The sequence below is a fragment of the Pseudomonas sp. genome (assembly GCF_035554175.1).
Classification (GTDB): domain Bacteria; phylum Pseudomonadota; class Gammaproteobacteria; order Pseudomonadales; family Pseudomonadaceae; genus Aquipseudomonas.
In genome coordinates this window covers 1-25,295 of sequence record NZ_DATMIV010000003.1, presented here as the reverse complement: position 1 = coordinate 25,295, position 25,295 = coordinate 1, and the positions used below count along the sequence as shown (strand labels likewise).

The window sequence follows — 25,295 nt, the reverse complement described above, 5'->3', positions numbered from 1 at the left end:
CTTTTGCCCCGAGGCTTTTCAACGGGGCGCTCATCATAACAGGACGGCCCCGCCCAAGACAGCGGCCGTCATAGGGACGCAAGCCGCCATGCAAGTGAAACACCTGCTGCTGATCGCCATCCTCGCATTGACCGCTGCTTGCTCATCGAAGGAAGTCGTAGACGAAAACCTCAGCGAAGCCGAGCTGTATCAGCAGGCTCAGACTGATCTGGACAACAACAGCTACACCAGCGCCACAGCCAAGCTGAAGGCTCTGGAGTCGCGTTATCCGTTCGGTCGCTACGCCGATCAGGCTCAGCTGGAGTTGATCTACGCCAACTACAAGAACGCCGAGCCGGAAGCTGCAAAGTCCGCCGCCGAGCGTTTCATTCGTTTGCATCCGCAGCATCCGAACGTGGATTACGCGTACTACCTCAAGGGTCTGACCTCGTTCGACCAGGACGTCGGCCTGCTGGCGCGTTTCCTGCCGCTGGACATGACCAAGCGTGACCCGGGCGCCGCCCGCGACTCGTACAACGAGTTCGCCCAGCTGACCAGCCGCTACCCGAACAGCCGCTACGCGCCGGACGCCAAGCAGCGCATGATCTACCTGCGCAATCTGCTGGCGGCCTATGAAATCCACGTGGCTGACTATTACCTGACTCGTCAGGCTTATGTAGCCGCTGCCAACCGTGGCAAGTACGTGGTAGAGAACTTCCAGGAAACCCCATCGGTCGGTGACGGCCTGGCGGTCATGACCGAAGCCTACCAGCGTCTGCACCTCGATGATCTGGCAGCGACCAGCCTGGAAACCCTGAAGCTCAACTACCCGGATCACCCGAGCCTGCAGGACGGTCAGTTCGTGCCGCGAGTGGCCGAAGCCGACAACCGCTCGTTCCTGAGCAAGGCGACCCTGGGCCTGATCGAATCGCGCCCACCGCTGCCGCCGGGCGAAACCCGCGCCAACCAGGACGTGCAGAAGCAATTCCAGGACGCGAAAGACGCGATCCCGAACGAGCTCAAGCCCAAAGACGAAAACGGCGACGTGATCGAAGAGCCAGAGCCGGAATCCAGCGACACCGACCGTTCCTGGTTCAGCTACATGACCTTTGGTCTGTTCGACTGATTGCACCGGATGCACGAAAAAGGGAGATCTGCGGATCTCCCTTTTTTATTGCCGCGCTTTTATTAGGCTGTGCGCTGATCGGCTCCTTGGCTAAACTGCCGGATCATCAGTCGAAAAGCCGCTCATCATGCTTCGTTTATTGTTCTGGATTGCCCTGATCTTCGCCGCCATCTGGCTCTGGCGCAAATTCAAGGCCCCCGCCTCGTCCGCCCAGTCACCGCGCGAACACGATGCCCCGCCGATGGTGCGTTGCGCCCATTGCGGCGTGCACTTGCCGCGCGACCGCGCTCTGGGTAACCAGCAACAATGGTATTGCAGCCAGGCTCATCTTGAGCAAGGCCCGGGCGCCAGTGGCCGCTGAGGCCACCAACGCCGACCACAAACAGGCTCAGCGTCTGCTGCGCCTTTATCATCTGTACCGACTGAGTGTCGGCATCACCCTGGTGTTGCTGATCTCCAGCAACATGGACAACCGGCTGCTGACGTCGGCCAACGACGATCTGCTGCGCGGCGGCAGCTGGCTGTACCTGATCATCAATATGCTGCTGGTGGTATTCCTCGAAAACACCCGGCGCCCGGCGCAACTGTTCGCCCTGGCCTTCGTCGATGTACTGCTGTTGTGCGGCTTGTTTTACGCGGCCGGCGGCGTGGCCAGTGCGCTGGGCAACTTGCTCGTCGTCTCGGTGGCGATCAGCAACACCCTGCTACGGCGGCGCATCGGCCTGCTGATCGCCGCCATCGCTGCCATCGGCATCGTCGGCCTGAGCTTCCTGCTGAGCCTGAGCCATCCCCTGAGCGCCAACGCCTACCTGCAAGCCGGCACGCTCGGCGCGCTGTGTTTTGCCGCCTCATTGCTGGTGCAAGGGCTGATCCGGCGCCTGGAGGTCAGTGAGACGCTGGCTGAACAGCGCGCCAGCGAAGTGGTCGGTCTGGAAGCGCTCAATGCGTTGATCCTGCAGCGCATGCGCACCGGCATTCTGGTGCTCGACCAGGAACGCCGGGTGCAACTGGCCAATCACAGTGCGCAGAGCTTGCTTGGACATACTCACCTGCACGGCCATCTGATCGACGAATACTCGCCGGCACTGGTCGAGCGCCTGCAACTGTGGCGCAACAACCCGACCTTGCGCCCGCCAAGCCTGAAAATCCCCGGCAACGGCCTGGAACTGCAACCGAGCTTCATCGCCCTCGAGCAGAGCCCGAATCAGCAGACCCTGGTCTTTCTCGAAGACCTGGCGCAAATCACCCAACAGGCCCAGCAACTCAAGCTCGCCGCGCTCGGGCGCTTGACTGCCGGCATCTCCCACGAAATCCGCAATCCACTGGGCGCGATCAGCCATGCCGCGCAGCTATTGGCCGAGTCCGAGGAACTCGACAGCGCGGATCGGCGTCTGACGCAGATTATTCAAGACCACTCCCAGCGCATGAACCGAGTCATCGAAAACGTCCTGCAACTGTCCCGCCGCCAGCAAAGCGCACCGCAACGACTGGACCTCAAGCCATGGCTGGAAAACTTCGTCACCGAAAGCCGCGAGCAGGCCAGCGAACGCCAGCACATTCACCTGCGGATCAATTCGGGAGATTTCACCACCCTGATGGACCCCAACCAGCTCAGACAGATTCTCGATAATCTGATACGCAACGGCTGGCGCCACAGCGCCCTGCTGCACGATCAGGCCGAGGTCTGGCTGGCGCTGTTCGTCGACCCGGACAGCCAGTTGGCGGTACTGGAAGTGCAGGACAATGGCCCCGGCGTGCCGGTCGATGAACAGGCGCATCTGTTCGAACCGTTCTTCACCACCAGCAGCCAGGGCACCGGCCTTGGCCTTTATCTGTCCCGTGAGCTGTGCGAAAGCAACCAGGCACGCCTAGACTTCAAATCACGCCAAGGCGGCGGCTGCTTTCGCATCACCTTTGCTCACGGACGGAAACAAAGTTGAATACAAGCCCACGGCAAAAAATTCTCATCGTCGACGACGAACCGGATATCCGCGAGCTCCTGGAGATCACCCTGGGACGGATGAAACTCGATACCTTCAGCGCACGTAATCTGGGCGAAGCTCGAGCGCTGTTGCAGCGCGAGCATTTTGACCTGTGTCTGACCGACATGCGCCTGCCCGACGGTACCGGGCTGGAGCTGGTGCAGCACATCCAGCAACGCAACCCGCACCTGCCAGTAGCGATGATTACCGCTTACGGGAGTCTGGAAACCGCGATCAATGCGCTGAAGGCCGGGGCGTTCGATTTCCTCACCAAACCGGTAGAACTGCCGCGACTGCGCGAACTGGTCAGCTCGGCGTTGCGCATGCCGACAGCCGCTGGCTTGAGTAGCGCAATCGAGCGACGGTTGCTGGGCGATTCACAGCCGATGGCCAATTTGCGCAGACAGATCGACAAACTCGCACGCAGTCAGGCGCCGGTGTACATCAGCGGTGAGTCCGGCAGTGGCAAAGAGTTGGTCGCCCGCCTGATCCACGAACAAGGTCCCCGCGCCAACCAGCCGTTTGTGCCGGTGAATTGCGGAGCAATCCCGTCGGAGCTGATGGAAAGCGAATTCTTCGGCCACCGCAAAGGCAGCTTCACCGGTGCCGTCGAAGACAAGCCCGGGCTGTTTCACGCGGCCCACGGCGGCACCTTGTTTCTCGATGAAGTCGCGGATCTGCCGCTGTCGATGCAGGTGAAACTGCTGCGCGCGATTCAGGAAAAAGCCGTGCGCAGCGTCGGTGGTCAGCAGGAAAACGTGGTCGATGTGCGCATTCTCTGCGCCACGCACAAGGATCTCGAAGCCGAAGTCGCGGCCGAGCGCTTTCGCCAGGATCTGTATTACCGGCTCAATGTCATCGAATTACGCGTGCCCTCCCTGCGCGAACGCCGCGACGACATCGAATCGCTCGCCACGCACGTGCTCAAGCGCTTGGCCAAAGACACCGGGCAACCCGAAGCGCGTCTGCATCCGCAGGCGCTGGAGACCCTGAAAAACTATCGGTTTCCCGGTAACGTACGCGAACTGGAGAATGTCCTCGAACGCGCGCACACCTTGTGTGAAAACCGCACGATCGAGGCGCAGGATCTGCGTTTGAGCGAAGGCAATTGCTCGGCGGATGGCGCATTGGCCGATCTGACGCAAATCGACAATCTCGAGGATTATCTGGAGAGCGTCGAGAGAAAGCTGATTCTGCAAGCGCTGGAGGAGACTCGCTGGAACCGCACGGCGGCGGCGCAGCGGCTGAGTCTTTCGTTCAGATCGATGCGCTATCGGCTGAAAAAACTGGGTTTGGATTAGATCGCAAAGATCGCAGCCTTCGGCAGCTCCTACAGGGAACGCATTCCAATGTGAGAGCTGCCGAAGGCTGCGATCCTTTGTTCTTGCTTCAGATGCGGCCCTCAGGCGCATACGGCGCCGGATCAATGATCGGCGCTCGCCCCAGCATCACATCGGCAAACAACTGACACGACGCCGGCGCCAGCACCAAGCCGTTGCGGTAATGCCCGCAGTTCAGCCACAGGCCCTCGAACCCCGGCACGCGTCCGATATACGGTACCCCTTGCGGCGACCCCGGCCGCAGCCCGGCCCAATGCCCCACCACTTCAGCGTCCGCCAGTGCCGGTAACAACTCGATCGCTGAAGCCTTGAGACTTTCCAGCGCCACATCGGTCGGGGTCTTGTCGTAGCCTTCGTGCTCCAGCGTGCTGCCGATCAGAATATGACCGTCGCGACGCGGGATCGCATAACGCCCCTTGGCCAGCACCATGCTCGGCAGAAAATCAGCCGCGCACTTGTAGAGAATCATCTGGCCTTTGACCGGTTCGACCGGCAGCGTCAGGTTCAGCGTCTTGAGCAGATCACCGCTCCACGCCCCCGCTGTCAGCACAATCTGGTCGCCGCTGATCAAGCCAGTGGAGGTCTGCACGCCGACCACGCGCTTGCCTTCGCGGACGAAGCCACTGACGTCACATTGCTCATGAATCGTCACGTTCGGCAGCGCCAGCAAGGCGGCCTTCAGCGATTTGACCAGTCGTGGATTGCGCACGTTGGCGACATCGGCCATGTAGATCGCCCGGCTGAAACCACTGCCTAGCACCGGCACCGCATCATGCGCCGCCGAGATATCCACAGCCCGCAATGGCCGGTGTTCCCGCCCCGCCCAAGCCAGCGCTTCGACCTCATCGTCCAGATCCAGCCAGTACAGACCGGTGGTGTGCACTTCAGGATCAACCCCGGTGCCGGCAAACAGACGCTCGCCGAGCTGTGGATAAAAATCCTGCGACCAATGCGCCAGCGCGGTAACCGCCGGACTGTAGCGCCATGGGTACAGCGGCGAGACGATGCCGCCGCCGGCCCAGGACGATTCCTGGCCGACATTCGAGCGATCCAGCAGGACTACGCTGCGCACTTCGGAGGCAAGATTGTAGGCAGTGAGCAGGCCAATCACCCCGCCACCGACAATCACCACTTGCTGTTGCCTGGTCATGTTTGATCCAACCGTAAAAAAGACAGGGGGCGCAAAAGGCGCCCGAAAGAGAATACGTCAGCGGCCCCAGCAGTCCTTGGCGGTCACTCCGGTGGTCGCGTTGTTCATGCTGCGCACGCCGGTGTTGGTCAGGGTGAAGTCCCCGCACTTGTCGGTGGCCATGGCCGTGCCGGTTTTACGGGTCGCGGTCAGCAGGAATGTCTGGTCGGTGAGGGTCGGGGTGATGGTGTAGAAGTCATTTCCCGTACTCAGCCCGGTGACGCCGGTGTAGACATTATTGCGGGTGTAGAAACGTTCGAGGGTCTGCGCCTGCTCCGAGAGCAGCGCTACCACTTCGGCGCGCCGGCCCTTCTTCACGTATTCGTTGTAGCTGGGGACGCTGATGGTGAGGATGATCCCGATAATCGCAATGACGATCATGATTTCGATCAGGGTAAAGCCTCGGCTGGATCTGCGCATGCCTCAAACTCTCGCTTACTGGATTTGTCGCCACATGATACGACGGCTGCCGCCGCCACCCTTTTCCACAACGGTGGTGATGACGCCACTGGTATCGGTCAAGACCTTTCCCGTACCACCGGCCGATATGACGTTAAGGGTCGGAATGCCACCGGTGAATACCACGCCACTGGATATCGTGTCATTGCTGTCGACCAAGCGGTCACCGTTGGTATCAATCACGGCGTAGTTGAGCATCTTACCGTTGAACGCATCCAGTTCGACCAGTCTGCCCGTACCAAAGCTCGAACACGGGTCGGTGGTGTCGACGCTGGCAGTGGTAAAAACGACTCGCCCCAACACAATGCTGGCCTGGTTGATCACGCGCTCGCCGGTCAGCACGTTGTTGTACACCAGCGGCAAATACCAGCCTTTCTCCCCCGGATACGTCGTTTCATTCTGGCTGGTGGTGAGGAACTGCCCGGAACTGCCGGAGAACGAACCGGTAATCGCCTGTGCCTGCAAACTGCTGACGGTGATTTGTCCGGCCCCACCTTCTGCATCCCAGATTGAATAGAAAGCCTGCAGATCCTTGTTCGTCTTGTCGGCGGTTTCGTTGAACTTGCCGGTGCCAAAGAACACCTGCTTGCCACCCTGTGGGTTATCCGCCAGCAGCGGTTGCGCGGTGATCGGCTGCGTTGCCCCACCCGGGGCGGTGAACAAGGGCTTGCCGGCAAACGCCACGCCCCAGCTTTCAGGCGCCGTTGCACTCAAGTCGAATTTCCACATGCGTCCTTTCAGGTCGCCACCGTAGGCAGCCTGCACCACATTCGAGGAATTGACCCTGAGCTTCACCGAAGAAAGACCGTTAGTGGTTTCCGTGCTGTCGATCACGATTTTCCTGATCAGCGAGCCATCCAGCGCATCCAGTACATACAAAGCCGCAACCCCCGAATTGCTGCCGTAGCCATTGGCGATGAAAGTCGCCCAGCGACCATTGGCCAAGCGTGCCACTTCCGGACGGGCATAGGCGTAACCCAGATCATTGAACGCGTTCGCCGTGCTGGCGGTGACCGGCGCACTGACCTCCCACAATGCCCTGATGACATTGCCCGCCGAGGCATCGAACAGTTGCAGCCCATAGAAGGTTTTGCCGCCGGCTCCCGTTCCGCCAATGGCCAGCGTTTTCCAGGTGGTACCGGCCTGCGCATCGAACACGCCGACCTGACCATCCACCAGAAATTTGTGGCTGACGCCGTTGACGTAATTGGTGTCCGCGATCAGCCGCAACGACGGCAGCACGCTGGAAGGCATGTACGCGTAACGTCGGGTGCCGTTCGCCGAATTGATCACGTTGACGAAACCGTCATTGGCGTTCACTACCAGACTGGCATTCATGTTCGCAGCCTTGGTGGTCAGGTAGCTGGTGTAAGTGCTATCGCCCGACAGATCGGATGCGGTCTTGTCCGACGGCGACGCGAGCACCAGCGGTGAATTGATGATGTCGCCGAGCAGCGCGGTGCGCACTTTGAGCCCGGCCTTGTTGGTGCCTTTACTCCATTCAACCAGATCATTGCCATTGATACTGGTGGGCAGGCCCTGATTCAGCGTGGTCTGCTGAGCTGGGGAAAAGTTGCCGAAGGCCAGGGCAATCGGCGCATTGCTCACGGTGTTCCATGACTGGAAGGTCGGCGCTGTGGCCGAGGGCACGATAGTGGTGTCGGTCGTCCATTGCGCCGTCGAGGTATTCACCGTACCGGTCGAGGTGAAGCCGAACGACCTGATCGTGCCGCGCCAATCCTTGGGGTCGTAAGTGGTCTGATAAAAGCTGCTGCCACTGGTCAAGGTGCTGCTGCTGGCAACGCCGGCGCCACCAGAGCCGGCCTTGGAAGTGATATCACTTAATGCCGACGATAAAGCCGCATTGAGCCCGGAGCTGTCCGTGGCTTGATAATACCTGCCCTGCCCATAGCTGGCGGCGTCGGACAACATGTCGTTGTCCGACGCGAAACCCACCGTGTAGGTGTTCATGTTCTGTCTGGGAAAATCCACTGCGTTCCAGCTTTTGCCGGCGGCATCGGTACCGGTCGAGCGCATGTCGATGTCGAAAGCAAACTTGGCAATGTCATCCAGATACAGCGTGTCGCCTTCGCCGTCGCCGTTGAGGTTGTCGCCGTCATTATTGACGCCGTCCCAGTTTGGCAAGCGGTTGCCGCCCAGCGGGTCGTTGGTCGGGAAGGTGCGATCATAGGTCGGCAGGCCATCGGTGATCACCACACCGTAATTTTTCTGGCAGCGATACTGAATCGGGCTGGTATAGGTCGCTGGCGTGCCGTTGTAATAAGGCGGCAGGCCGCGCATGTAGCGAGTGACTTCGTAATAGCTCTCGGCCAACGGCGTATTGGCCACGGCGTTCAAGCCGTTGATCGATGAAATCAGCGCGTTGTAGTTAGCGTCGGCCTGGGCCTGGGTCACACTGCCGGTGACGGGCGACAGATCGGTGATCGAGCGGGCGATGAAGCCGCCATTGCCCGGGTTGCTGCTGGTGGCCGGGTTGAACGTCGACAGGCCCATGCGCAAGGTGCGGTTGCTGCTGACCAACGCGGTGGAAACGTTGCGCGCGACATTCATCCGGAAATCGTTGGGAATTGCGCCGGTGGTGAAATCCCGGGTGCCGCTGCTGATGGCCTGGCTGACAATCCAGGAAATGTAATCGGCGGAATACCGGGTATTCTCATTGCCTACCGGGTCGGGCAGCTTAAGGCACAACGGTGTGACGCTGTTGTTATAGAACGCATACGCGCCCCCCGAGCACCCGGAGGTCGGCAGGCTCGAAAGAAACACCGTGTCGCCGGTGATCTGTGGAGCATTCAGCGCAGAGCACAGTCCCAGAAAAGCATTGCACTGCCGGGCGGGTGTGCGGTTGACAGACGGATCAAATCCGGTGGCGTAAATGATGCTGTTCATGCTCCCCGAATCGTCGATCATCAGCATCACATTCGGCGCCACTGCGGCCGCGCTCAACAGCGGTGAATCGGAGGGAGTGAATGCCCACGCTGGCGCCGCCAGATAAACACTCAGCAGCATGCCGATCAGCAGTGACGCACAGCGCTCAATACTTCGCATAGACACTCTCCACCACGCTACGCGAATTGCCGGCGATGCCGACCGCAGTGACTCGATACAAGGTCGCCGAAGTGTTGCTCGGCACATTTACCGCAGTCAGCGTCGTGCCGATGTTCTGTACCCCATAAAAGCCATTACCGGCAGCGATCCAGGTCACCCCGGAGGTCGAATTGAAGCCGGCTGAATTGACCACTGACGATTCTGCCGGCGGCGCACACTGCGTCGTGCCGCTGCACACCGCCAGCGCGTAGCTGTCCAGTTGCACCGCGCTTTCACCGACTCGCAACGCCGCTTCGGCAGCCTGAAACGATTGATTGCGCAAGCTCACGCTGCCGGCCATTTTTTCCTGCAGGTTGGCGCTTTGCATGGATGACAGACCGATCAAGGTGAGCAACAGCAGAAACACCAGACTGACCAGCAAGACCATGCCGCGCTGTGCCTGGCGTTGCTGCAAGGGAATCCTCATCGCCGCCCCCCTCACTGCAAGCGGTTGCGCAATGCCGCAACCACGTTGAAGGTTTGATTGCGCACCCGATTGTTCGGGTCGGTGAGGGTCAGGCTCAGGCGCACACTGCGGATGCGCGCGGGGTCGCCGGGGTTGCTGCTGTAGGTTGACGCCGCTACATCGGTCGCGGAGCTGGCCAGACCGAACGTCACGTTGAAGGCGCTGACGTTGTTCACCAGCACTTGCTGTGCCGGGTTGCCGCCGCCGGTGCCCATGAGGATCTGGTTGTTGCTGAAGCTGTAGAGCAGACGCCGGATCGGAAAAGCGATCTGCCCTGTCGTCGGGCTGCGCAAACCGCTGTAGGCGACCGCACTGTTGCGACAATCGGAAATCACCGTCCAGGTCGGCGTCCCCCCGCCGCTGCCGACATCGGCAGTGACCAGGGTCAGTTTGAGATTGGTGTTATCCCAACTGATCGGGGTGAGCTGCGCTGTGTTGAAATCGCCCGCGCTGCTCGAATCGGTGATAGTGCCGAGGCAGCCGAACATGCCGACCATGCGAATTTCCTGAATCATCTTGCTCAAAACAAAGCGTGCGTCTTCCTGCATCGCCGCCGCGCTGTTCTGGCTGACGTAGGTGTTTTTTGCGGCGATGAAAATCTGCACCACGCCGAGCACGACGATCAGCCCCAATGCCAGGGCGATCAGCAATTCGATCAGGCCGAAACCACGATTCCAGCGCTTCATGGTGTCACCACCGGATCGACCGTTGCCCGGCTGGTCAGCACGAAACTGCGCTGGGCACTGGCAGCGTTGGCCGCACGGGCATCGCTCCAGGTGATGGTTATGGTGTAAACCCGTTGGTTGAGGGTAATGCTGCCCGTCGCGGTCGGACCACCGAAACTGGCGATATTGGTGGTGAAGTCATAGAGATCCTGATCACGCGCAACGCTGAGGTTGCCCGAGGTCGGCGGCGTAACGGTGTAGTCGGCGCCGGAGTTGGCGCGAATGCGATCCATCATGTCATAGGCGATGAAACTGGCCTGGCTGGTCATCCGCGAGCTGTCGGTGTACTTCAGCGCATTGAGTTGCACCGCCGCCGCGCCCAACAGCCCGACAGTGAGAATCAGCAACGCGACCAGCACTTCGATCAGCGTCATGCCCTCCTGTGCGTTTTTGCTCCCTGCCCTCATCCGCAATTTCCACCCAGTTGAATGCGTCCGTTCAAACACACGTTCAGCGTCCTGCTTTGCGTGCCCAGCGTGTAATTGATGACCACCGCCGTCGACGGCGCAGCCAGACCGCCGAGATTGTTGAAGTCCAGTGCGGTCACTCCTGAGGGTAGCGTCAGAGTCGCGCCACTGCTCATCGCTGGAACAACCCGCAACACATTGGCCGGATTGCCAGTACCGTCGTAGACCGCCAGCTCACCGATCCAGACGCTGCCGCCAGCGGTCGGACGCAGTCGGGTGGTCACGCCGCGATTGATCGCCTCCAAGCGAGCGAAATTGATGGCGCGCTGCAGGTCGCCGACTTCGGTATCGGCCTTGCTGCTTTGAATCGTGCGGGTAAACGCCGGCACCGCCAGCGTGATCAGCACCAGGAACACCGCGATGGCGACCAGCAACTCGACCAGCGTGAAACCTTTTGTACGAAGATCCATCGATGCCCTCCGTTGCCGTCGGCTATACCTGCTTCTACACGCTAGAACATTCGCTCGGTATGCGCCGAATGATTTGCCCTGCGCAGCGCACGGATTGCGCCGCTCATTCCATTCCACGGAGGGATTTTTCATGCCGCAACACGGTTTCAGCCTGATTGAACTGCTTATGGGACTGGCGATTGGCGCAATTGTTCTGCTGCTGGTGAGCCCGGCGTTCGCCGCGCTCAAGCAAGCGACTCAACGCGACCACGCCGCGCAGTCGCTGCTCGAAGGGATCCGCAACGCTCGCACACTGGCGATCACCCACAATCAGAGCGTAGTCATCCACGGCATCGACGATGACTGGAGTCGGGGCTGGCGGATCATTCTGGATATCAGTGGCAAGGGCCCGGAGGACAGCAGCAATCCGCTACTGTTGGAGCGCGCCAGTGAGGCGAAGGTGCCGATTGTCGGCAATTGGTGGGTGAGCCGTTATGTGCGGTTCAGTCATCTGGGCCAACCGCTGATGCCGGGACGCCGGTTTCAGGCAGGGACAATACACATCTGCTCGCCGCGCGCACCGGTCAGTCAGCGTCAGATCGTGCTGGCGGCGACCGGTCGCGTGCGCCTGAGCAGTCAGGAGGCTGAACAGGCGCTGTGCGACAAAAGCAGAAACCTCAGATCGAACGCACGCGCAGCTCTTTCGGCATCGAGAACGTGATGTTCTCCTCACGGCCGGCCAGCTCATCGGCACCGGTTGCGCCCCAGGCCTGCAATTGCTGGATCACCCCACGCACCAGCACTTCCGGTGCCGAAGCGCCCGCGGTGATACCGATACGCTCGACGCCGTCGAACCAGCTCTGTTGCAGGTCTTCGGCACCGTCGATCAGGTAGGCCGGAGTCGCCATGCGCTCAGCCAGTTCACGCAGACGGTTGGAGTTGGAGCTGTTCGGGCTGCCGACTACCAGCACCACATCGCACTCGTCGGCCAGTTGCTTGACGGCGTCCTGACGGTTTTGCGTGGCGTAGCAGATGTCGTCCTTGCGCGGGCCACCGATGGCCGGAAAGCGCGTGCGCAGGGCATCGATAACGCGGCTGGTGTCGTCCATCGACAAGGTTGTCTGGGTGACGAAGGCGAGTTTTTCCGGGTTGCGCACCTGCAACTCGGCGACGTCTTTCTCGTCTTCGACGAGGTAGATCGCGCCGCCATTGCTGGCATCGTACTGACCCATGGTGCCTTCGACTTCCGGGTGACCGGCGTGACCGATCAGGATGCATTCGCGACCGTCGCGGCTGTATTTGGCCACTTCGATGTGCACCTTGGTCACCAGCGGACAAGTGGCGTCGAAGACTTTCAGGCCTCGACCGGCGGCTTCGTTGCGCACGGCTTGCGAGACACCGTGGGCGCTGAAGATGACGATGACGTCATCGGGCACTTGATCGAGCTCTTCGACGAAAATTGCGCCGCGGCTGCGCAGGTCTTCGACGACGAACTTGTTGTGCACCACTTCGTGACGCACATAGATCGGCGGCCCGAAGACTTCCAGGGCGCGGTTGACGATTTCGATCGCCCGGTCCACGCCGGCGCAGAAGCCACGGGGGTTGGCGAGTTTGATTTGCATGCTGTGCCTCGTGTCTTGCGCGCAAGAAATAACGAATTCTGTGGAAAACAGTGTGGGAGCGAGCCTGCTCGCGAAAGCGGTGTGTCAGACAACATCAACGTTGAATGTCATTCAGCATTCGCGAGCAGGCTCGCTCCCACATTGGTTTTGCATTATTACTCAGATCGCTTTGACGCTGATGATCTCGACGTCAAAGGTCAGCGTCTTGCCTGCCAGCGGGTGGTTGAAGTCGACGGTCACTTGCGCGTCGTCAAACTCTTTCACCACGCCCGGCAATTCAGTATTGGCCGCATCGTTGAAGATCACCAGCAGACCCGGTGACAACTCCATGTCGGTGAATTGCGAACGCGGGATAGTCTGCACGTTCTGCGGGTTCGGCTGACCGAAAGCGTTTTCCGGCTCGACGGTCAGAGTGCGCTTGTCGCCGGCCTTGAAGCCGAACAGTGCCGCTTCGAAGCCCGGCAGCAGGTTACCGTCGCCGACCTTAAAGGTCGCCGGAGCCTTGTCGAAGGTACTGTCGACGGTGTCGCCGTTCTCCAGGCGCAAGGCAAAGTGCAAGGTGACTTCCGTGTTCTGGCCGATGCGTTGCTCAGCCGATACCTGTTCAGTCATGAGCGGTCTCTTCGGTTTTCTTCGGTTTGAACATGTCCAGTGCCAGCATGATTGCACCAACGGTAATCGCGCTGTCAGCAAAGTTGAACGCCGGGAAATACCAGCGGTTCTGCCAGTGCACCAGAATGAAGTCGATCACATGGCCCAGGGCAATGCGGTCATACAGATTGCCCAGCGCACCGCCCAGCACCAGCGCCAATGCGACGGCCAGCCAGGTCTCGTTACGCCCCAGGCGCTTGAGCCAGACCACCAGCACCGCGCTGACCACGATTGCGATCAGAGCGAACAACCAGCGCTGCCAGCCGGAACTGTCAGCCAGGAAGCTGAACGCAGCGCCGGTGTTATACGCCAGGGTCCAGCTGAAGTAATCGGGAATGATCACGATCTGCTGGAACATTTCGAGCTTGCCTTCGAAGTAGAACTTGCTGGCCTGGTCGATGACCAGCACCAGCAAGCTCAGCCACAGCCAGCTCAGCCGTCCGAAACGGCCCACGGCGTCAGGCATAGTGACGAACCTCGCCAGCGCCGCTGATATTGTCGACGCAACGGCCGCAGATTTCCGGATGTTCCGGGTTCACGCCAACGTCTTCGCGGCAATGCCAGCAACGCGCGCACTTCGGGAACGCCGATTTGACGATCTTCAGTTTCAGACCGCTGACTTCGGTGGCCACTGCATCGGCCGGAGCCTGAACAAATGGCGCGACACTGGCCGTCGAGGTGATCAGAACAAAGCGCAATTCGTTGCTCAGCCTGGCCAGGTCGGCGCTCAGCGCCTCTTCGGCAAACAGCGTGACTTCGGCCTGCAGGTTGCCACCGACGGCTTTCGCCGCACGCTGGATTTCCATCTCTTTGTTGACCGCGACTTTCACTTCCATGATGCGATCCCAGTAGGCGCGACCCAGCTCGAAGCCTTCCGGCAGTTCGGTCAGGCCTTCGTACCAGGTATTGAGCATGACCGACTCGTTACGCTCGCCCGGCAGGTATTGCCACAGCTCATCGGCGGTGAAGGCGAGGATCGGCGCGATCCAGCGCACCAGCGCTTCAGAGATGTGGAACAGCGCGGTCTGGCACGAGCGTCGCGCCTTGCTGTCGGCGCCGGTGGTGTATTGACGATCCTTGATGATGTCAAGGTAGAAACCGCCCAGCTCCTGTACGCAGAAGTTGTGGATCTTCGAGTAGACGTTCCAGAAACGGTATTCGCCGTAGTGCTCTTGCAACTCGCGTTGCAGCAGCAACGTGCGATCCACTGCCCAGCGATCCAGCGCCAGCATGTCTTCGGCCGGCAGCAGATCGGTGGCCGGGTTGAAACCGGTCAGGTTGGAAAGCAGGAAGCGCGCGGTGTTACGGATACGACGATAGGCGTCGGCGCTGCGCTGCAGGATCTGCTCGGACACCGCCATTTCGCCGGAGTAGTCGGTCGAAGCGACCCACAGACGCATGATGTCGGCGCCCAGGGTGTCGTTGACCTTCTGCGGCGCGATCACGTTGCCCAGCGATTTGGACATCTTGCGGCCGGACTCGTCGACGGTGAAGCCGTGGGTCAGCAGCTCGCGATACGGCGCGTGGTTGTCGATGGCGCAACCGGTCAGCAGCGACGAGTGGAACCAGCCACGGTGCTGATCGGAACCTTCCAGGTACAGGTCGGCGCGCGGGCCGCTCTCGTGGCCCATCGGGTGCGAACCGCGCAGCACGTGCCAGTGGGTGGTGCCCGAATCGAACCAGACGTCGAGGGTGTCGCTGATCTTGTCGTACTGTGGCGCTTCATCGCCCAGCAGTTCGGCGGCGTCGAGTTTGAACCAGGCTTCGATGCCCTCGACTTCAACGCGCTTGGCGACTTCTTCCATCAGCTCGACGGTACGCGGGTGCAACTCGCCGCTTTCCTTGTTGAGGAAGAACGGGATCGGCACGCCCCAGTTGCGCTGACGCGAGATGCACCAGTCCGGACGGTTGGCGATCATCGAGTGCAGACGCGCCTGACCCCAGGCCGGAACAAACTTGGTGTCTTCGATGGCTTTGAGCGAGCGCACGCGCAAGGTGTCGCCGCTGACCGGCTCTTTGTCCATGCCGATGAACCACTGCGCAGTGGCGCGGTAGATCAGCGGGGTCTTGTGACGCCAGCAATGCATGTAACTGTGTTCGATGACGGTGGTGTGCATCAGCGCACCGACTTCGGAGAGCTTTTCAACGATCGCCGGGTTAGCCTTCCAGATGAACTGGCCGCCGAAGAATTCCAGCGACGGCACGTACACACCGTTGCTCTGCACCGGGTTGAGGATGTCGTCGTTGACCATGCCGTACTTCTTGCAGGTCACGAAGTCGTCCACGCCGTAGGCCGGGGCGGAGTGAACCACGCCGGTGCCAGCGCCCAGTTCGACGTAGTCAGCCAGATACACCGGCGACAGACGATCATAGAACGGGTGACGGAAGTTGATCAGTTCCAGTTCTTTACCGGTGGTGGTGGCGATCACCGAACCTTCCACGCCGTAGCGCGCCAGGCAGGCTTCGACCAGTTCTTCAGCCAGCACCAGCAGCTTGTCGCCGATATCGACCAGGGCGTAGTTGAATTCCGGGTGCACGTTCAGTGCCTGGTTGGCCGGGATGGTCCACGGGGTGGTGGTCCAGATCACGATCGAGGCAGGTTTGCTCAGCGACGCGAGTCCGAACGCGGCAGCCAGTTTGGCCTCGTCAGCGATCGGGAATGCCACGTCGATGGTCGAGGACTTCTTGTTCTCATACTCGACTTCCGCTTCAGCCAGGGCCGAACCGCAGTCGAAGCACCAGTTCACCGGTTTCAGGCCCTTGAACACGAAACCGCCCTTGACGATCTCGGCGAGGGCGCGGATTTCACCGGCCTCGTTCTTGAAATCCATGGTCTTGTACGGGTTGGCGAAGTCGCCCAGCACGCCGAGACGGATGAATTCGGACTTCTGCCCTTCGATCTGCTCGGTGGCGTAGGCACGGCACAGCTCGCGGGTCTTGTCCGCGCCGAGGTTCTTGCCGTGGGTCACTTCAACCTTGTGCTCGATCGGCAGGCCGTGGCAGTCCCAGCCCGGGACGTACGGCGCATCGAAACCCGCCAGGGTTTTCGAGCGGATGATCATGTCCTTGAGAATCTTGTTCAGTGCGTGACCGATGTGGATCGTGCCGTTGGCGTACGGAGGGCCGTCGTGCAGGACGAACTTCGGACGATCCTTGCCAATCTCGCGCAACTTTCCGTACAGGCCAATACTGTCCCAGCGCTGCAGGATCTGCGGTTCGCGCTGTGGCAGGCCGGCCTTCATTGGGAAGGCGGTGTCCGGAAGGTTTAGCGTGGCTTTATAGTCGGTCATTTAAGGCTCTTCATTAGCGATGGGCGCTAGGTGCGGCTAGTGCACGGGCGGTGGCGACATCCGCATTGATCGCCGTTTTCAATGCCTCCAGAGAGGCGAAGCGCTGCTCTTCACGCAGCTTTTGGTGGAAAACCACCGTCAAACGCCGGTCATACAGATCGCCGGCAAAATCTAACAGATGGACCTCGAGGTGGGCTTTGCCATCCCCTTGCACCGTCGGGCGCACGCCGATATTGGCGACGCCGGGCCAGGTCTTGCCGTCGATATCGACGTTCACCAGATAGACCCCGGTGAACGGCACGCGACGACGCTTGAGTTGAATGTTGGCAGTGGGCGTTCCCAGTTGCCGGGCCAGTTTCTGGCCATGCAGCACGCGACCGGCGATGCGGTACGGGCGCCCGAGCAAGCGTTCGGCCAGGGCAAAATCGGCGGCGGCCAAGGCGTTGCGCACTTGCGTGCTGCTGACGCGAATGCCGTCCAGCTCGACGGTTTGCGCAGCCTCGACAGAGAAACCGTGGACCTGCCCGGCCTGCAGCAGGAAATCGAAATCACCGAGGCGGTCACAGCCGAAGCGGAAATCGTCACCGACCTCCAGATGCTGCACGCCGAGGCCATCAACCAGGATGGTAGCGACGAACTCACTGGCGCTGAGCTTGCTCAGACGCTGGTTGAAGGCCAGGCACAGAACCCGGTCGACGCCTTCGGCGGCCAGCAGCTGCAGCTTGTCGCGCAGCCGCGCCAGACGTGCCGGCGCGGTGTCAGGGGCAAAGAATTCCCGTGGCTGCGGTTCGAAAATCACCACGCAGCTGGGTACGCCCAACTCGAGCGCACGCTCACGCAGTCGGGCCAGGATAGCCTGGTGACCACGGTGAACACCGTCAAAGTTGCCAATAGTGGCGACGCAGCCCCGATGCTGGGGGCGCAAGTTGTGGAGGCCTCGAACCAGCTGCATAACGCGCTTCTTGCTCATAAAGTGGTCGATTATAACCACACCCGACGGCCGACGACAGGCAACACCGTAACGCAAAGTGAACGAGCCGACAAAACTGCCGGCCCGTGCCTGTATATAAAGGCTGAAACCTTAGCTCAAGGCCTTGCGATTGAAGTCGCGCAGGCGAAAACCCATCAGCAGCAGCATACCGAAATACGCCACCACCCCGGCCACCACCAGCGCGCCCAGGCGCAGGAAGCGCTCGAGCATATGCCCCTCATCCCAGGCAGGCATGAAATGCATGCCTGCCAGCAACACCGCCGACATCACCGTCACGGCCACCACCAGTTTGAAGCCGAATTTGCCCCAGCCCGGTTGCGGTTGATACATCTTTTGCTTGCGCAGTTGATAGAACAGCAACCCGGCGTTCAGGCAGGCGCCGGCACTGATTGCCAGCGCCAGGCCGGCGTGGGCCAGCGGACCGATCAGCGCCAGGTTGAACAACTGAGTGCAGACCAGCGTAAAGATCGCAATCTTCACCGGCGTCCGGATGTTCTGTTGCGCATAGAAACCCGGCGCGAGCACTTTGATCACGATAATCCCGAGCAGGCCGACCGAATAGGCGATCAGCGCACGCTGGGTCATCTCGGCGTCAAAGCCGCTGAACTGGCCGTACTGAAACAGCGAAGCGGTCAGCGGCTCGGCAAGAATCCCCAGCGCCAGCGCGCACGGCAGCACCAGCACAAAGCACAGACGCAGGCCCCAGTCGAGAATCCGCGAATACTCGTGGCGATCCTTGCTGGCGTAAGTCTTGGCCAATGTCGGCAGCAGAATCGTGCCAAGCGCTACACCCAATACACCCGACGGTAATTCCATCAAGCGGTCGGCGTAATACATCCACGACACCGACCCGGCAACCAGAAACGAGGCGAAGATGGTGTTGATGATCAGCGAAATCTGACTGACCGAGACGCCGAGAATCGCCGGCAGCATCTGCTTCATCACCCGCCACACACCGCTGTCGCGCAGGTTCAGGCGCGGCAGCACCAGCATGCCGATCTTTTTCAGGTGCGGCAGTTGATAGAGCAACTGGGCGAGACCGCCGACCAGCACCGCCCAGCCAAGGGCCATGACCGGCGGATCGAAGTACGGCGTGAGGAACAGGGAAAATACGATCATGCTGACGTTGAGCAGGGTCGGCACAAAGGCCGGCACCGAGAAACGGTTCCAGGTATTGAGAATCGCCCCGGCCAGCGACGACAGCGAGATCAGCAATATATAAGGAAAGGTCACCCGCAACAGATCGGAGGTGAGCTGGAATTTTTCCGGGGTATCAGTGAAACCCGGCGCCGTAGCCCAGATCACCCAGGGCGCAGCGATCATGCCCAGCGCGGTGACCAGCGCCAACACCAGGGTCAGCAACCCCGAGACATAGGCAATAAAGGTGCGGGTCGCCTCTTCGCCCTTTTGGCTTTTGTATTCGGCCAGGATCGGCACGAACGCTTGGGAGAAAGCGCCCTCGGCAAAGATCCGCCGCAGCAGGTTGGGCAGTTTGAAGGCAATAAAGAAAGCGTCCGTCGCCATCCCGGCGCCGAATGTCCGCGCGATCAGCGTGTCACGAACAAACCCCAGAATCCGGGAAAGCATCGTGATAGAGCTGACGGCGGCCAACGATTTGAGCAGATTCATTGAGAGAGTTTGTGCCTGTCGATAAACAGCAGGCGAACAATGCGCCCACTTGTGCGATACTCCGCGCCGCAACAGCACAGAGCCAAAGCTCGCGAGTTTACAGGTCAAGCGCCGGAAATAAATATCCCGCCTCTTTCTACCTACCACTTAGCGGAACGATTCAAGTGCCCTTGACAAGACAAGTCTTCATCGGCATGATTCGCGGCCTATTTTGTTTGCTATTTCCTAAAAAGTCTTTCGAGGAGCTCGACGGTGGCCAACTCACCTTCCGCCAAAAAACGTGCAAAACAGGCTGAGAAGCGTCGCAGCCACAACGCCAGCCTGCGTTCCATGGTTCGTACCTACATCAAGAATGTAGTTAAGGCCATCGACGCAAAAGACGCTGAAAAAGCTCAAGCTGCATACGTTCTGGCTGTGCCAGTTATCGACCGCATGGCCGATAAAGGCATCATCCACAAGAACAAGGCTGCTCGTCATAAGAGCCGTCTGAATGGCCACGTCAAGGCACTGAAAGAAGCTGCCTAAGCGACGTAGTCATTAAAAAACCGACCTCAGGGTCGGTTTTTTATTGCCTGGAATTTGGTGAATGCGACGCAAAAAAATGCAGGAGTGAGCCTGCTCGCGATAGCGGTGTGTCAGATAGAAACCCTCATCTGACACACCGCTATCGCGAGCAGGCTCACTCCTGCAGTTGGTTTTGCGGTGTTATTGCTGGACCGGCACCCACGGCAGGATCGGGATCGCCGTCACAGCATTCTGCGGACTGCCTTCAATCAAGCGATCGCTGTAAACCAGGTACACCAGGGTATTGCGTTTCTTGTCGAGGAAACGCACCACCTGCATGGTCTTGAACACCAGCGAGGTGCGCTCCTTGAACACCTCGTCGCCATCCTTAAGCTCACCCTTGAACTTGATCGGCCCGACCTGACGGCAGGCGATCGACGCTTCGGCGCGATCCTCGGCCAGCCCCAGGCCACCCTTCACCCCGCCGGTCTTGGCGCGCGACAGATAGCAGGTCACACCCTCGACTTTCGGATCATCGAAGGCCTCGACCACGATCCGGTCATTCGGGCCGACAAACTTGAACACAGTCGATACCTGACCGATCTCCTCGGCCGAGGCCAGCAACGGCATGGCCATCAGCAGACCCAACAATCCTTTCGCTACACGCATCGAATTTTCCTTAGACCAGAATCAGGTTGTCACGGTGAACCAGTTCCGGCTCCGCCATGTAACCGAGCAAACCGACAATCGCATCCGACGACTGACCGATGATTTTTTGCGCCTCCAGGGCGCTGTAGTTGGCCAGACCACGGGCGATCTCACGACCGTCCGGCGCCACACAGACAACCATCTCACCCCGACGGAAACTGCCCTGAACCAGTTTCACCCCCACCGGCAGCAGGCTCTTGTTGCCTTTGGACAACGCCGCCACCGCCCCCTCATCAAGCACCAAAGTGCCACGGGTTTGCAGATGCCCGGCCAGCCATTGCTTGCGCGCCGCGAGCATGCCGCGCTCGGGCGACAGCAGCGTGCCGATGCGCTCACCCGCCTTGAGGCGATCAAGCACACGCTCAAGCCGACCGCCCACGATGATGGTGTGCGCACCGGAACGCGCCGCCAGCCGCGCCGCGCGCAATTTGGTCTGCATGCCGCCGCGCCCCAGCGCACCACCGGTACCGCCAGCCACCGCATCCAGCGTCGGATCATCGGCGCGCGCTTCAAAGATCAGCTGCGCATCGGGATTGTTGCGCGGATCGGCGTCGAACATGCCGTCACGATCGGTCAGGATCACCAGCAGATCAGCCTCGACCAGATTGGCCACCAGTGCCGCCAGCGTGTCGTTGTCGCCGAAACGGATTTCGTCGGTAACCACGGTGTCGTTTTCGTTGATCACCGGGATGACTTTCAGCTCGACCAGCGCCCGCAAGGTGCTGCGGGCGTTCAGGTAGCGCTTGCGATCCGACAGGTCGTCGTGGGTCAGGAGAATCTGCGCGGTATGCCGGCCATGCTCGGCGAAGCTCGACTCCCACGCCTGCACCAGCCCCATCTGACCGATTGCAGCAGCCGCCTGGAGCTCGTGCATGGCACTGGGTCGCGCCGTCCAGCCCAAGCGACTCATGCCAGCCGCCACCGCCCCGGAGGACACCAGCACCAGCTCGACGCCCGCCTCATGCAGCGCCACCATCTGCTCGACCCAGACACCCATTGCCGCGCGATCCAGCCCCTTGCCATCCGCCGTCAGCAAAGCGCTGCCGATCTTCACGACCCAACGCTGCGCACCTGTCACCTTGCTCCGCATCATCTTCAACCTTAGCTTGAGGACAGCGCGACCTGGCACTGCCCGTAACGTTAATCGTGGCTATTGGCGACCAACGATCGATTTCCAGATACTAAAACGCCGCTCGATTGAGCGGCGTTCAAGTTTATCGCAACGGATCAGTCACGCACGTAAATGATTTCCGGACCGTCCTCGTCATCCACATCTTCTTCGTCCCAGTCGTCGTCACCGATGTCATGGACCGACTTCACGCCGCTGCGGCGCAGGGCACGCTTGTCGTCCAGCGCCTGCAACTGCGCACGGGCTTCGTCTTCGATGCGCTGGTCGAGATCGGCCAGCTCTTCCTTGTACGCAGGATCTGCGGCGAGCCGATCGGCACGGTCTTCCATGTAGCGCATGATGTCGTGGCACAGACGCTCGGTACCGATCTTGGCGATGGCCGAGATCACGTACACCGGACCGGTCCATTCCAGGCGATCAACGATCTCCTTGACGCGAGCATCGTGCTCTTCTTCAAGGATCTGGTCGCACTTGTTCAGCACCAGCCAGCGATCACGCTCGGCCAGCGACGGGCTGAACTTGATCAGCTCGTTGACGATTACCTCAGCGGCATCCGGAGCACTGGAGTCATCCAGCGGCGCCATGTCGACCAGGTGCAGCAGCAAACGGGTACGCGCCAGGTGCTTGAGAAAGCGAATGCCCAGGCCGGCACCGTCGGAAGCGCCTTCGATCAGACCCGGAATGTCGGCAATGACGAAGCTCTTCCAGCGATCGACGCTGACCACGCCCAGGTTTGGCACCAGGGTGGTGAACGGGTAGTCAGCGACCTTCGGCTTGGCGGCCGAGACCGAACGGATAAAGGTACTTTTACCGGCGTTCGGCAAGCCCAGCAGACCGACGTCGGCCAGCACTTTCATTTCCAGTTTCAGGTCGCGCTGCTCACCCGGCTTGCCTGGCGTAGTCTGGCGCGGCGCGCGATTGGTGCTGGATTTGAAACGGGTGTTGCCCAGACCGTGCCAGCCGCCCTGCACCACCATCAGTTTCTGACCGGCCTTGGTCAGGTCGCCGATCACTTCCTGAGTAGCGGAGTCGATCACGGTGGTGCCGACGGGCACACGCAGGATCAGGTCTTCGCCTTTCTTGCCGGTGCAGTCGGTGCTGCCGCCGTTGGAGCCACGCTCGGCATCGAAGTGACGGGTGTAACGGTAGTCCACCAGCGTGTTGAGGTTTTCGTCGGCCATCATGTAGATGGAGCCGCCGTCACCGCCATCACCGCCGTTCGGGCCGCCGTTTTCAATGAATTTTTCCCGACGGAAACTCATGCAGCCATTGCCGCCATCGCCGGCCTTTACGCGAATCGATACTTCATCAACAAACTTCATAACCAACGCCTCTCGCCATACGGACGAGCCGAAAAACAATCAAGACATAAGACTCTTGCAAAAATGAGCGCAGCGCCCCCAAGACACGACCTGCAGCGCACGCCGACAGCCCATACAAACAGTTTTGCAAGAGACTCACCCCACAAACGAAAAAGCCCCGTCGCAAGACAGGGCTCTTCCAGCGATCTCGCGATTATGCCGCGACAACGCTCACGTAACGACGACCGAAGGCGCCTTTTACTTCAAACTTGATCACGCCTTCGATTTTCGCGAAGAGGGTGTGATCCTTACCCATGCCAACGCCGTAGCCAGCGTGGAACTGGGTGCCGCGCTGACGCACGATGATGTTGCCGGCCTTGATGACCTGGCCGCCATACATCTTCACGCCAAGGCGTTTGGCTTCTGAGTCGCGACCGTTACGGGTACTACCACCAGCTTTTTTGTGTGCCATGAGTTCAATTCTCCTAGTGAGGAATTAGGCTGTAATTAAGCCTGAATACCGGTGATTTTGATCTCGGTGAACCACTGGCGGTGGCCCATACGCTTCATGTGGTGCTTACGGCGACGGAACTTGATGATGCGGACTTTATCGTGACGACCTTGGGAGATCACTTCAGCCTTGACGGTTGCGCCAGCAACAACTGGTGCGCCGATGTTCACGTCGTCGCCGTTGGCGACCAACAGAACGCGATCAAAAGTAACGGATTCGCCAGTAGCGATTTCCAGTTTTTCGATCTTCAGGTATTCACCTTCAGCGACCTTGTATTGCTTACCGCCGGTAACGATTACTGCGTACATGGTATTTCTCCGATAATCCTGCTCACCCAGCTCTTTATAAGAAGAGGTATTGGCTGGCATGGCTGCATGGGGCTGGAACGGCCCAAGTGCAATTGCGTAAGGCAGGTGCTGCCCAGGAAGTTCAGGGTGCGCGATTGTACGCAAGCCGCCGCAGGCTTGCAAGTAGCCGTCTATCGCGCCTTGACAGCTCTGGACGGGGGTCCTAGCATGCCGCGCAACCCTTCTGGAGCGACTCTCGCTGATGCAACCCCAAGCTTTCTACCGCGCGGTGGCGGACGATTTTAGCGCCGTCGACGGCATCATCAAGAAGCAGCTGACGTCTCGAGTGCCGCTGGTATCGAAAATCGGCGATTACATCACTTCGGCCGGCGGCAAACGCCTGCGTCCTTTATTAGTGTTGCTGTGTGGCAAGGCCCTGGGTCGCGAAGGCGATGACATGCGCCTGCTGGCCGCCACCATCGAATTCCTGCACACCGCGACTTTGCTGCATGACGACGTGGTCGACATGTCCGGCATGCGCCGTGGCCGCTCGACCGCCAACGCCATGTGGGGCAACGCTCCGAGCGTGCTGGTCGGCGATTTCCTGTATTCGCGCTCATTCGAAATGATGGTCGAACTCGGCTCGATGCCGGTAATGAAGATTCTGTCGCAAGCCACGCGCATCATCGCCGAAGGCGAAGTGTTGCAGCTGTCCAAGGTGCGTGACGCTAGCACCAGCGAAGAAACCTACATGGAGGTCATCCGCGGCAAGACCGCGATGCTCTTCGAAGCGTCGACCCACAGCGCCGCCGCCCTGGCCGGCGCCACCGCCGAGCAGAGCGAAGCCCTGCGCACCTTCGGCGATCACCTGGGTGTGGCGTTCCAGCTGGTTGATGACCTGCTCGACTACAAAGGTGACGCAGAAACCCTGGGCAAGAACGTCGGTGACGATCTGGCCGAAGGCAAGCCGACTCTCCCGCTGATCTACACCATGCGCGAAGGCACGGCGGAACAGGCAGCACTGGTGCGTCAGGCGATCCAGAAAGGCGGGATCGAAGACCTGGAAAGCATCCGCATCGCCGTGGAAGCGTCCGGTTCGCTGGAATACACCGCACAACTGGCCCGTGATTATGTGGCCCGTGCGATCAAGTGCCTTGAAGCGCTGCCGGCGAGCGAATATCGCGATGCGCTGGTTGAACTGAGCGAGTTCGCGGTCGCCCGCACGCACTGATTCATTCCCCTGTGGGAGCGAGCCTGCTCGCGAAAGCGTTCTGCCAGCTGACAGTCATGTTGTCTGGCAGGACGCCTTCGCGAGCAGGCTCGCTTGTATGTTTAGACTTGAAGGGGTGGGCGGGACTACAGACTCGATTCTGACTCTGACCAGTACAGACCGTGGGAGACTTCTCCTCCCGCCCCTTCTACCCAAAGCGCCGATAAGGAATTCA

25 protein-coding genes are annotated in these 25,295 nt (G+C 60.2%); 7 read left to right on the top strand and 18 right to left on the bottom strand.

All coding sequences use genetic code 11. The features are described from left to right. The first annotated feature begins 88 nt into the window (after nucleotides 1–88). The 4 genes from VNV36_RS01365 to VNV36_RS01350 all read left to right on the top strand — a co-directional run bounded on the left by VNV36_RS01365 (nucleotide 89) and on the right by VNV36_RS01350 (nucleotide 4,388). Entirely contained in the window at nucleotides 89–1,105 is a 1,017-nt protein-coding gene (locus VNV36_RS01365) for an outer membrane protein assembly factor BamD (RefSeq protein ID WP_325715522.1), read from the top strand. A gap of 127 nt (nucleotides 1,106–1,232) precedes the next feature. After that, entirely contained in the window at nucleotides 1,233–1,466 is a 234-nt protein-coding gene (locus VNV36_RS01360; protein WP_325715520.1) for a PP0621 family protein, read from the top strand. After that, the gene (locus tag VNV36_RS01355; protein ID WP_325715608.1) at nucleotides 1,456–3,045 is read left to right on the top strand and encodes a sensor histidine kinase; all 1,590 of its coding nucleotides are present in this window, start codon (nucleotides 1,456–1,458) and stop codon (nucleotides 3,043–3,045) included. The genes VNV36_RS01360 and VNV36_RS01355 overlap by 11 nt, the downstream gene beginning before the upstream one ends. Beyond that, a complete protein-coding gene (locus VNV36_RS01350; protein WP_325715518.1) occupies nucleotides 3,042–4,388 on the top strand; it encodes a sigma-54-dependent transcriptional regulator in 1,347 nt (448 codons plus the stop codon). The genes VNV36_RS01355 and VNV36_RS01350 overlap by 4 nt, the downstream gene beginning before the upstream one ends. An 88-nt stretch (nucleotides 4,389–4,476) precedes the next feature. Here the strand turns inward: VNV36_RS01350 and thiO are convergent, their stop codons facing one another. Genes thiO through VNV36_RS01315 form a run of 7 tightly spaced genes read right to left on the bottom strand, consistent with a single transcriptional unit; the run spans nucleotide 4,477 to nucleotide 11,248 of the window. Next, a complete protein-coding gene (gene thiO / locus VNV36_RS01345) occupies nucleotides 4,477–5,577 on the bottom strand; it encodes a glycine oxidase ThiO (RefSeq protein ID WP_325715516.1) in 1,101 nt (366 codons plus the stop codon). A gap of 57 nt (nucleotides 5,578–5,634) precedes the next feature. Further along, nucleotides 5,635–6,036, bottom strand: coding sequence for a type IV pilin protein (locus VNV36_RS01340; RefSeq protein WP_325715515.1), 402 nt, complete (start codon nucleotides 6,034–6,036; stop codon nucleotides 5,635–5,637). A 15-nt stretch (nucleotides 6,037–6,051) separates the two neighbouring features. Beyond that, complete coding sequence (locus VNV36_RS01335; RefSeq protein ID WP_325715514.1) at nucleotides 6,052–9,141, bottom strand: pilus assembly protein; 3,090 nt, start codon at nucleotides 9,139–9,141, stop codon at nucleotides 6,052–6,054. Beyond that, on the bottom strand, nucleotides 9,128–9,607 hold the full coding sequence (locus VNV36_RS01330) for a pilus assembly PilX family protein (RefSeq protein ID WP_325715512.1): 480 nt from the start codon (nucleotides 9,605–9,607) through the stop codon (nucleotides 9,128–9,130). The genes VNV36_RS01335 and VNV36_RS01330 overlap by 14 nt, the downstream gene beginning before the upstream one ends. Before the next feature lie 11 nt (nucleotides 9,608–9,618). Next, entirely contained in the window at nucleotides 9,619–10,332 is a 714-nt protein-coding gene (locus tag VNV36_RS01325) for a PilW family protein (RefSeq protein ID WP_325715510.1), read from the bottom strand. Further along, nucleotides 10,329–10,778 carry a type IV pilus modification protein PilV gene (pilV, locus tag VNV36_RS01320; RefSeq protein ID WP_325715508.1) on the bottom strand — a complete coding sequence of 150 codons (450 nt, stop codon included), beginning with the start codon at nucleotides 10,776–10,778 and terminating at the stop codon, nucleotides 10,329–10,331. The genes VNV36_RS01325 and pilV overlap by 4 nt, the downstream gene beginning before the upstream one ends. Next, nucleotides 10,775–11,248 (bottom strand): GspH/FimT family pseudopilin, encoded by a 474-nt coding sequence (locus VNV36_RS01315; protein ID WP_325715506.1) that lies wholly within the window; start codon nucleotides 11,246–11,248, stop codon nucleotides 10,775–10,777. The genes pilV and VNV36_RS01315 overlap by 4 nt, the downstream gene beginning before the upstream one ends. 130 nt (nucleotides 11,249–11,378) lie before the next feature. On the opposite strand from VNV36_RS01315, the gene VNV36_RS01310 reads away from it, so the two are divergent. Next, a complete protein-coding gene (locus VNV36_RS01310) occupies nucleotides 11,379–11,948 on the top strand; it encodes a GspH/FimT family pseudopilin (RefSeq protein ID WP_325715504.1) in 570 nt (189 codons plus the stop codon). On the opposite strand, the gene ispH is transcribed toward VNV36_RS01310, so the two are convergent. The 6 genes from ispH to murJ form a co-directional block, all read right to left on the bottom strand. Further along, nucleotides 11,905–12,849, bottom strand: a complete 945-nt coding sequence (gene ispH, locus VNV36_RS01305; protein ID WP_042610500.1) for a 4-hydroxy-3-methylbut-2-enyl diphosphate reductase — start codon at nucleotides 12,847–12,849, stop codon at nucleotides 11,905–11,907. The genes VNV36_RS01310 and ispH overlap by 44 nt on opposite strands. A gap of 159 nt (nucleotides 12,850–13,008) precedes the next feature. Continuing rightward, nucleotides 13,009–13,461 (bottom strand): FKBP-type peptidyl-prolyl cis-trans isomerase, encoded by a 453-nt coding sequence (gene fkpB / locus VNV36_RS01300; protein WP_325715500.1) that lies wholly within the window; start codon nucleotides 13,459–13,461, stop codon nucleotides 13,009–13,011. Further along, nucleotides 13,454–13,966, bottom strand: a complete 513-nt coding sequence (gene lspA / locus VNV36_RS01295) for a signal peptidase II (RefSeq protein ID WP_325715498.1) — start codon at nucleotides 13,964–13,966, stop codon at nucleotides 13,454–13,456. The genes fkpB and lspA overlap by 8 nt, the downstream gene beginning before the upstream one ends. Continuing rightward, nucleotides 13,959–16,790, bottom strand: coding sequence for an isoleucine--tRNA ligase (ileS, locus tag VNV36_RS01290; RefSeq protein WP_325715496.1), 2,832 nt, complete (start codon nucleotides 16,788–16,790; stop codon nucleotides 13,959–13,961). Before ileS ends, lspA begins: the two co-directional genes overlap by 8 nt. A gap of 13 nt (nucleotides 16,791–16,803) precedes the next feature. Next, on the bottom strand, nucleotides 16,804–17,742 hold the full coding sequence (gene ribF, locus VNV36_RS01285; RefSeq protein ID WP_325715494.1) for a bifunctional riboflavin kinase/FAD synthetase: 939 nt from the start codon (nucleotides 17,740–17,742) through the stop codon (nucleotides 16,804–16,806). Between the two features lie 129 nt (nucleotides 17,743–17,871). Then, complete coding sequence (gene murJ / locus VNV36_RS01280) at nucleotides 17,872–19,410, bottom strand: murein biosynthesis integral membrane protein MurJ (RefSeq protein WP_325715492.1); 1,539 nt, start codon at nucleotides 19,408–19,410, stop codon at nucleotides 17,872–17,874. A 252-nt stretch (nucleotides 19,411–19,662) separates the two neighbouring features. Between murJ and rpsT the strand changes: the two genes are divergently transcribed. Then, nucleotides 19,663–19,935 carry a 30S ribosomal protein S20 gene (rpsT, locus tag VNV36_RS01275; RefSeq protein WP_003228351.1) on the top strand — a complete coding sequence of 91 codons (273 nt, stop codon included), beginning with the start codon at nucleotides 19,663–19,665 and terminating at the stop codon, nucleotides 19,933–19,935. Nucleotides 19,936–20,115: 180 nt separating this feature from the next. Here the strand turns inward: rpsT and VNV36_RS01270 are convergent, their stop codons facing one another. From VNV36_RS01270 to rplU, 5 genes are all read right to left on the bottom strand, one after another. Further along, nucleotides 20,116–20,583: a CreA family protein gene (locus tag VNV36_RS01270; RefSeq protein WP_039761698.1), complete on the bottom strand. Its 468-nt coding sequence runs from the start codon at nucleotides 20,581–20,583 to the stop codon at nucleotides 20,116–20,118. A 10-nt stretch (nucleotides 20,584–20,593) separates the two neighbouring features. Then, a complete protein-coding gene (proB, locus tag VNV36_RS01265) occupies nucleotides 20,594–21,712 on the bottom strand; it encodes a glutamate 5-kinase (protein WP_325715489.1) in 1,119 nt (372 codons plus the stop codon). A 137-nt stretch (nucleotides 21,713–21,849) separates the two neighbouring features. Beyond that, nucleotides 21,850–23,073 (bottom strand): Obg family GTPase CgtA, encoded by a 1,224-nt coding sequence (gene cgtA / locus VNV36_RS01260; RefSeq protein WP_325715487.1) that lies wholly within the window; start codon nucleotides 23,071–23,073, stop codon nucleotides 21,850–21,852. 193 nt (nucleotides 23,074–23,266) lie between these two features. Continuing rightward, complete coding sequence (gene rpmA / locus VNV36_RS01255) at nucleotides 23,267–23,524, bottom strand: 50S ribosomal protein L27 (RefSeq protein ID WP_003228360.1); 258 nt, start codon at nucleotides 23,522–23,524, stop codon at nucleotides 23,267–23,269. A 35-nt stretch (nucleotides 23,525–23,559) separates the two neighbouring features. Beyond that, nucleotides 23,560–23,871, bottom strand: coding sequence for a 50S ribosomal protein L21 (rplU, locus tag VNV36_RS01250; RefSeq protein WP_007924746.1), 312 nt, complete (start codon nucleotides 23,869–23,871; stop codon nucleotides 23,560–23,562). A gap of 241 nt (nucleotides 23,872–24,112) precedes the next feature. Between rplU and VNV36_RS01245 the strand changes: the two genes are divergently transcribed. Beyond that, nucleotides 24,113–25,081: a polyprenyl synthetase family protein gene (locus VNV36_RS01245; RefSeq protein ID WP_016773120.1), complete on the top strand. Its 969-nt coding sequence runs from the start codon at nucleotides 24,113–24,115 to the stop codon at nucleotides 25,079–25,081. The last annotated feature ends 214 nt before the right edge of the window (nucleotides 25,082–25,295 follow it).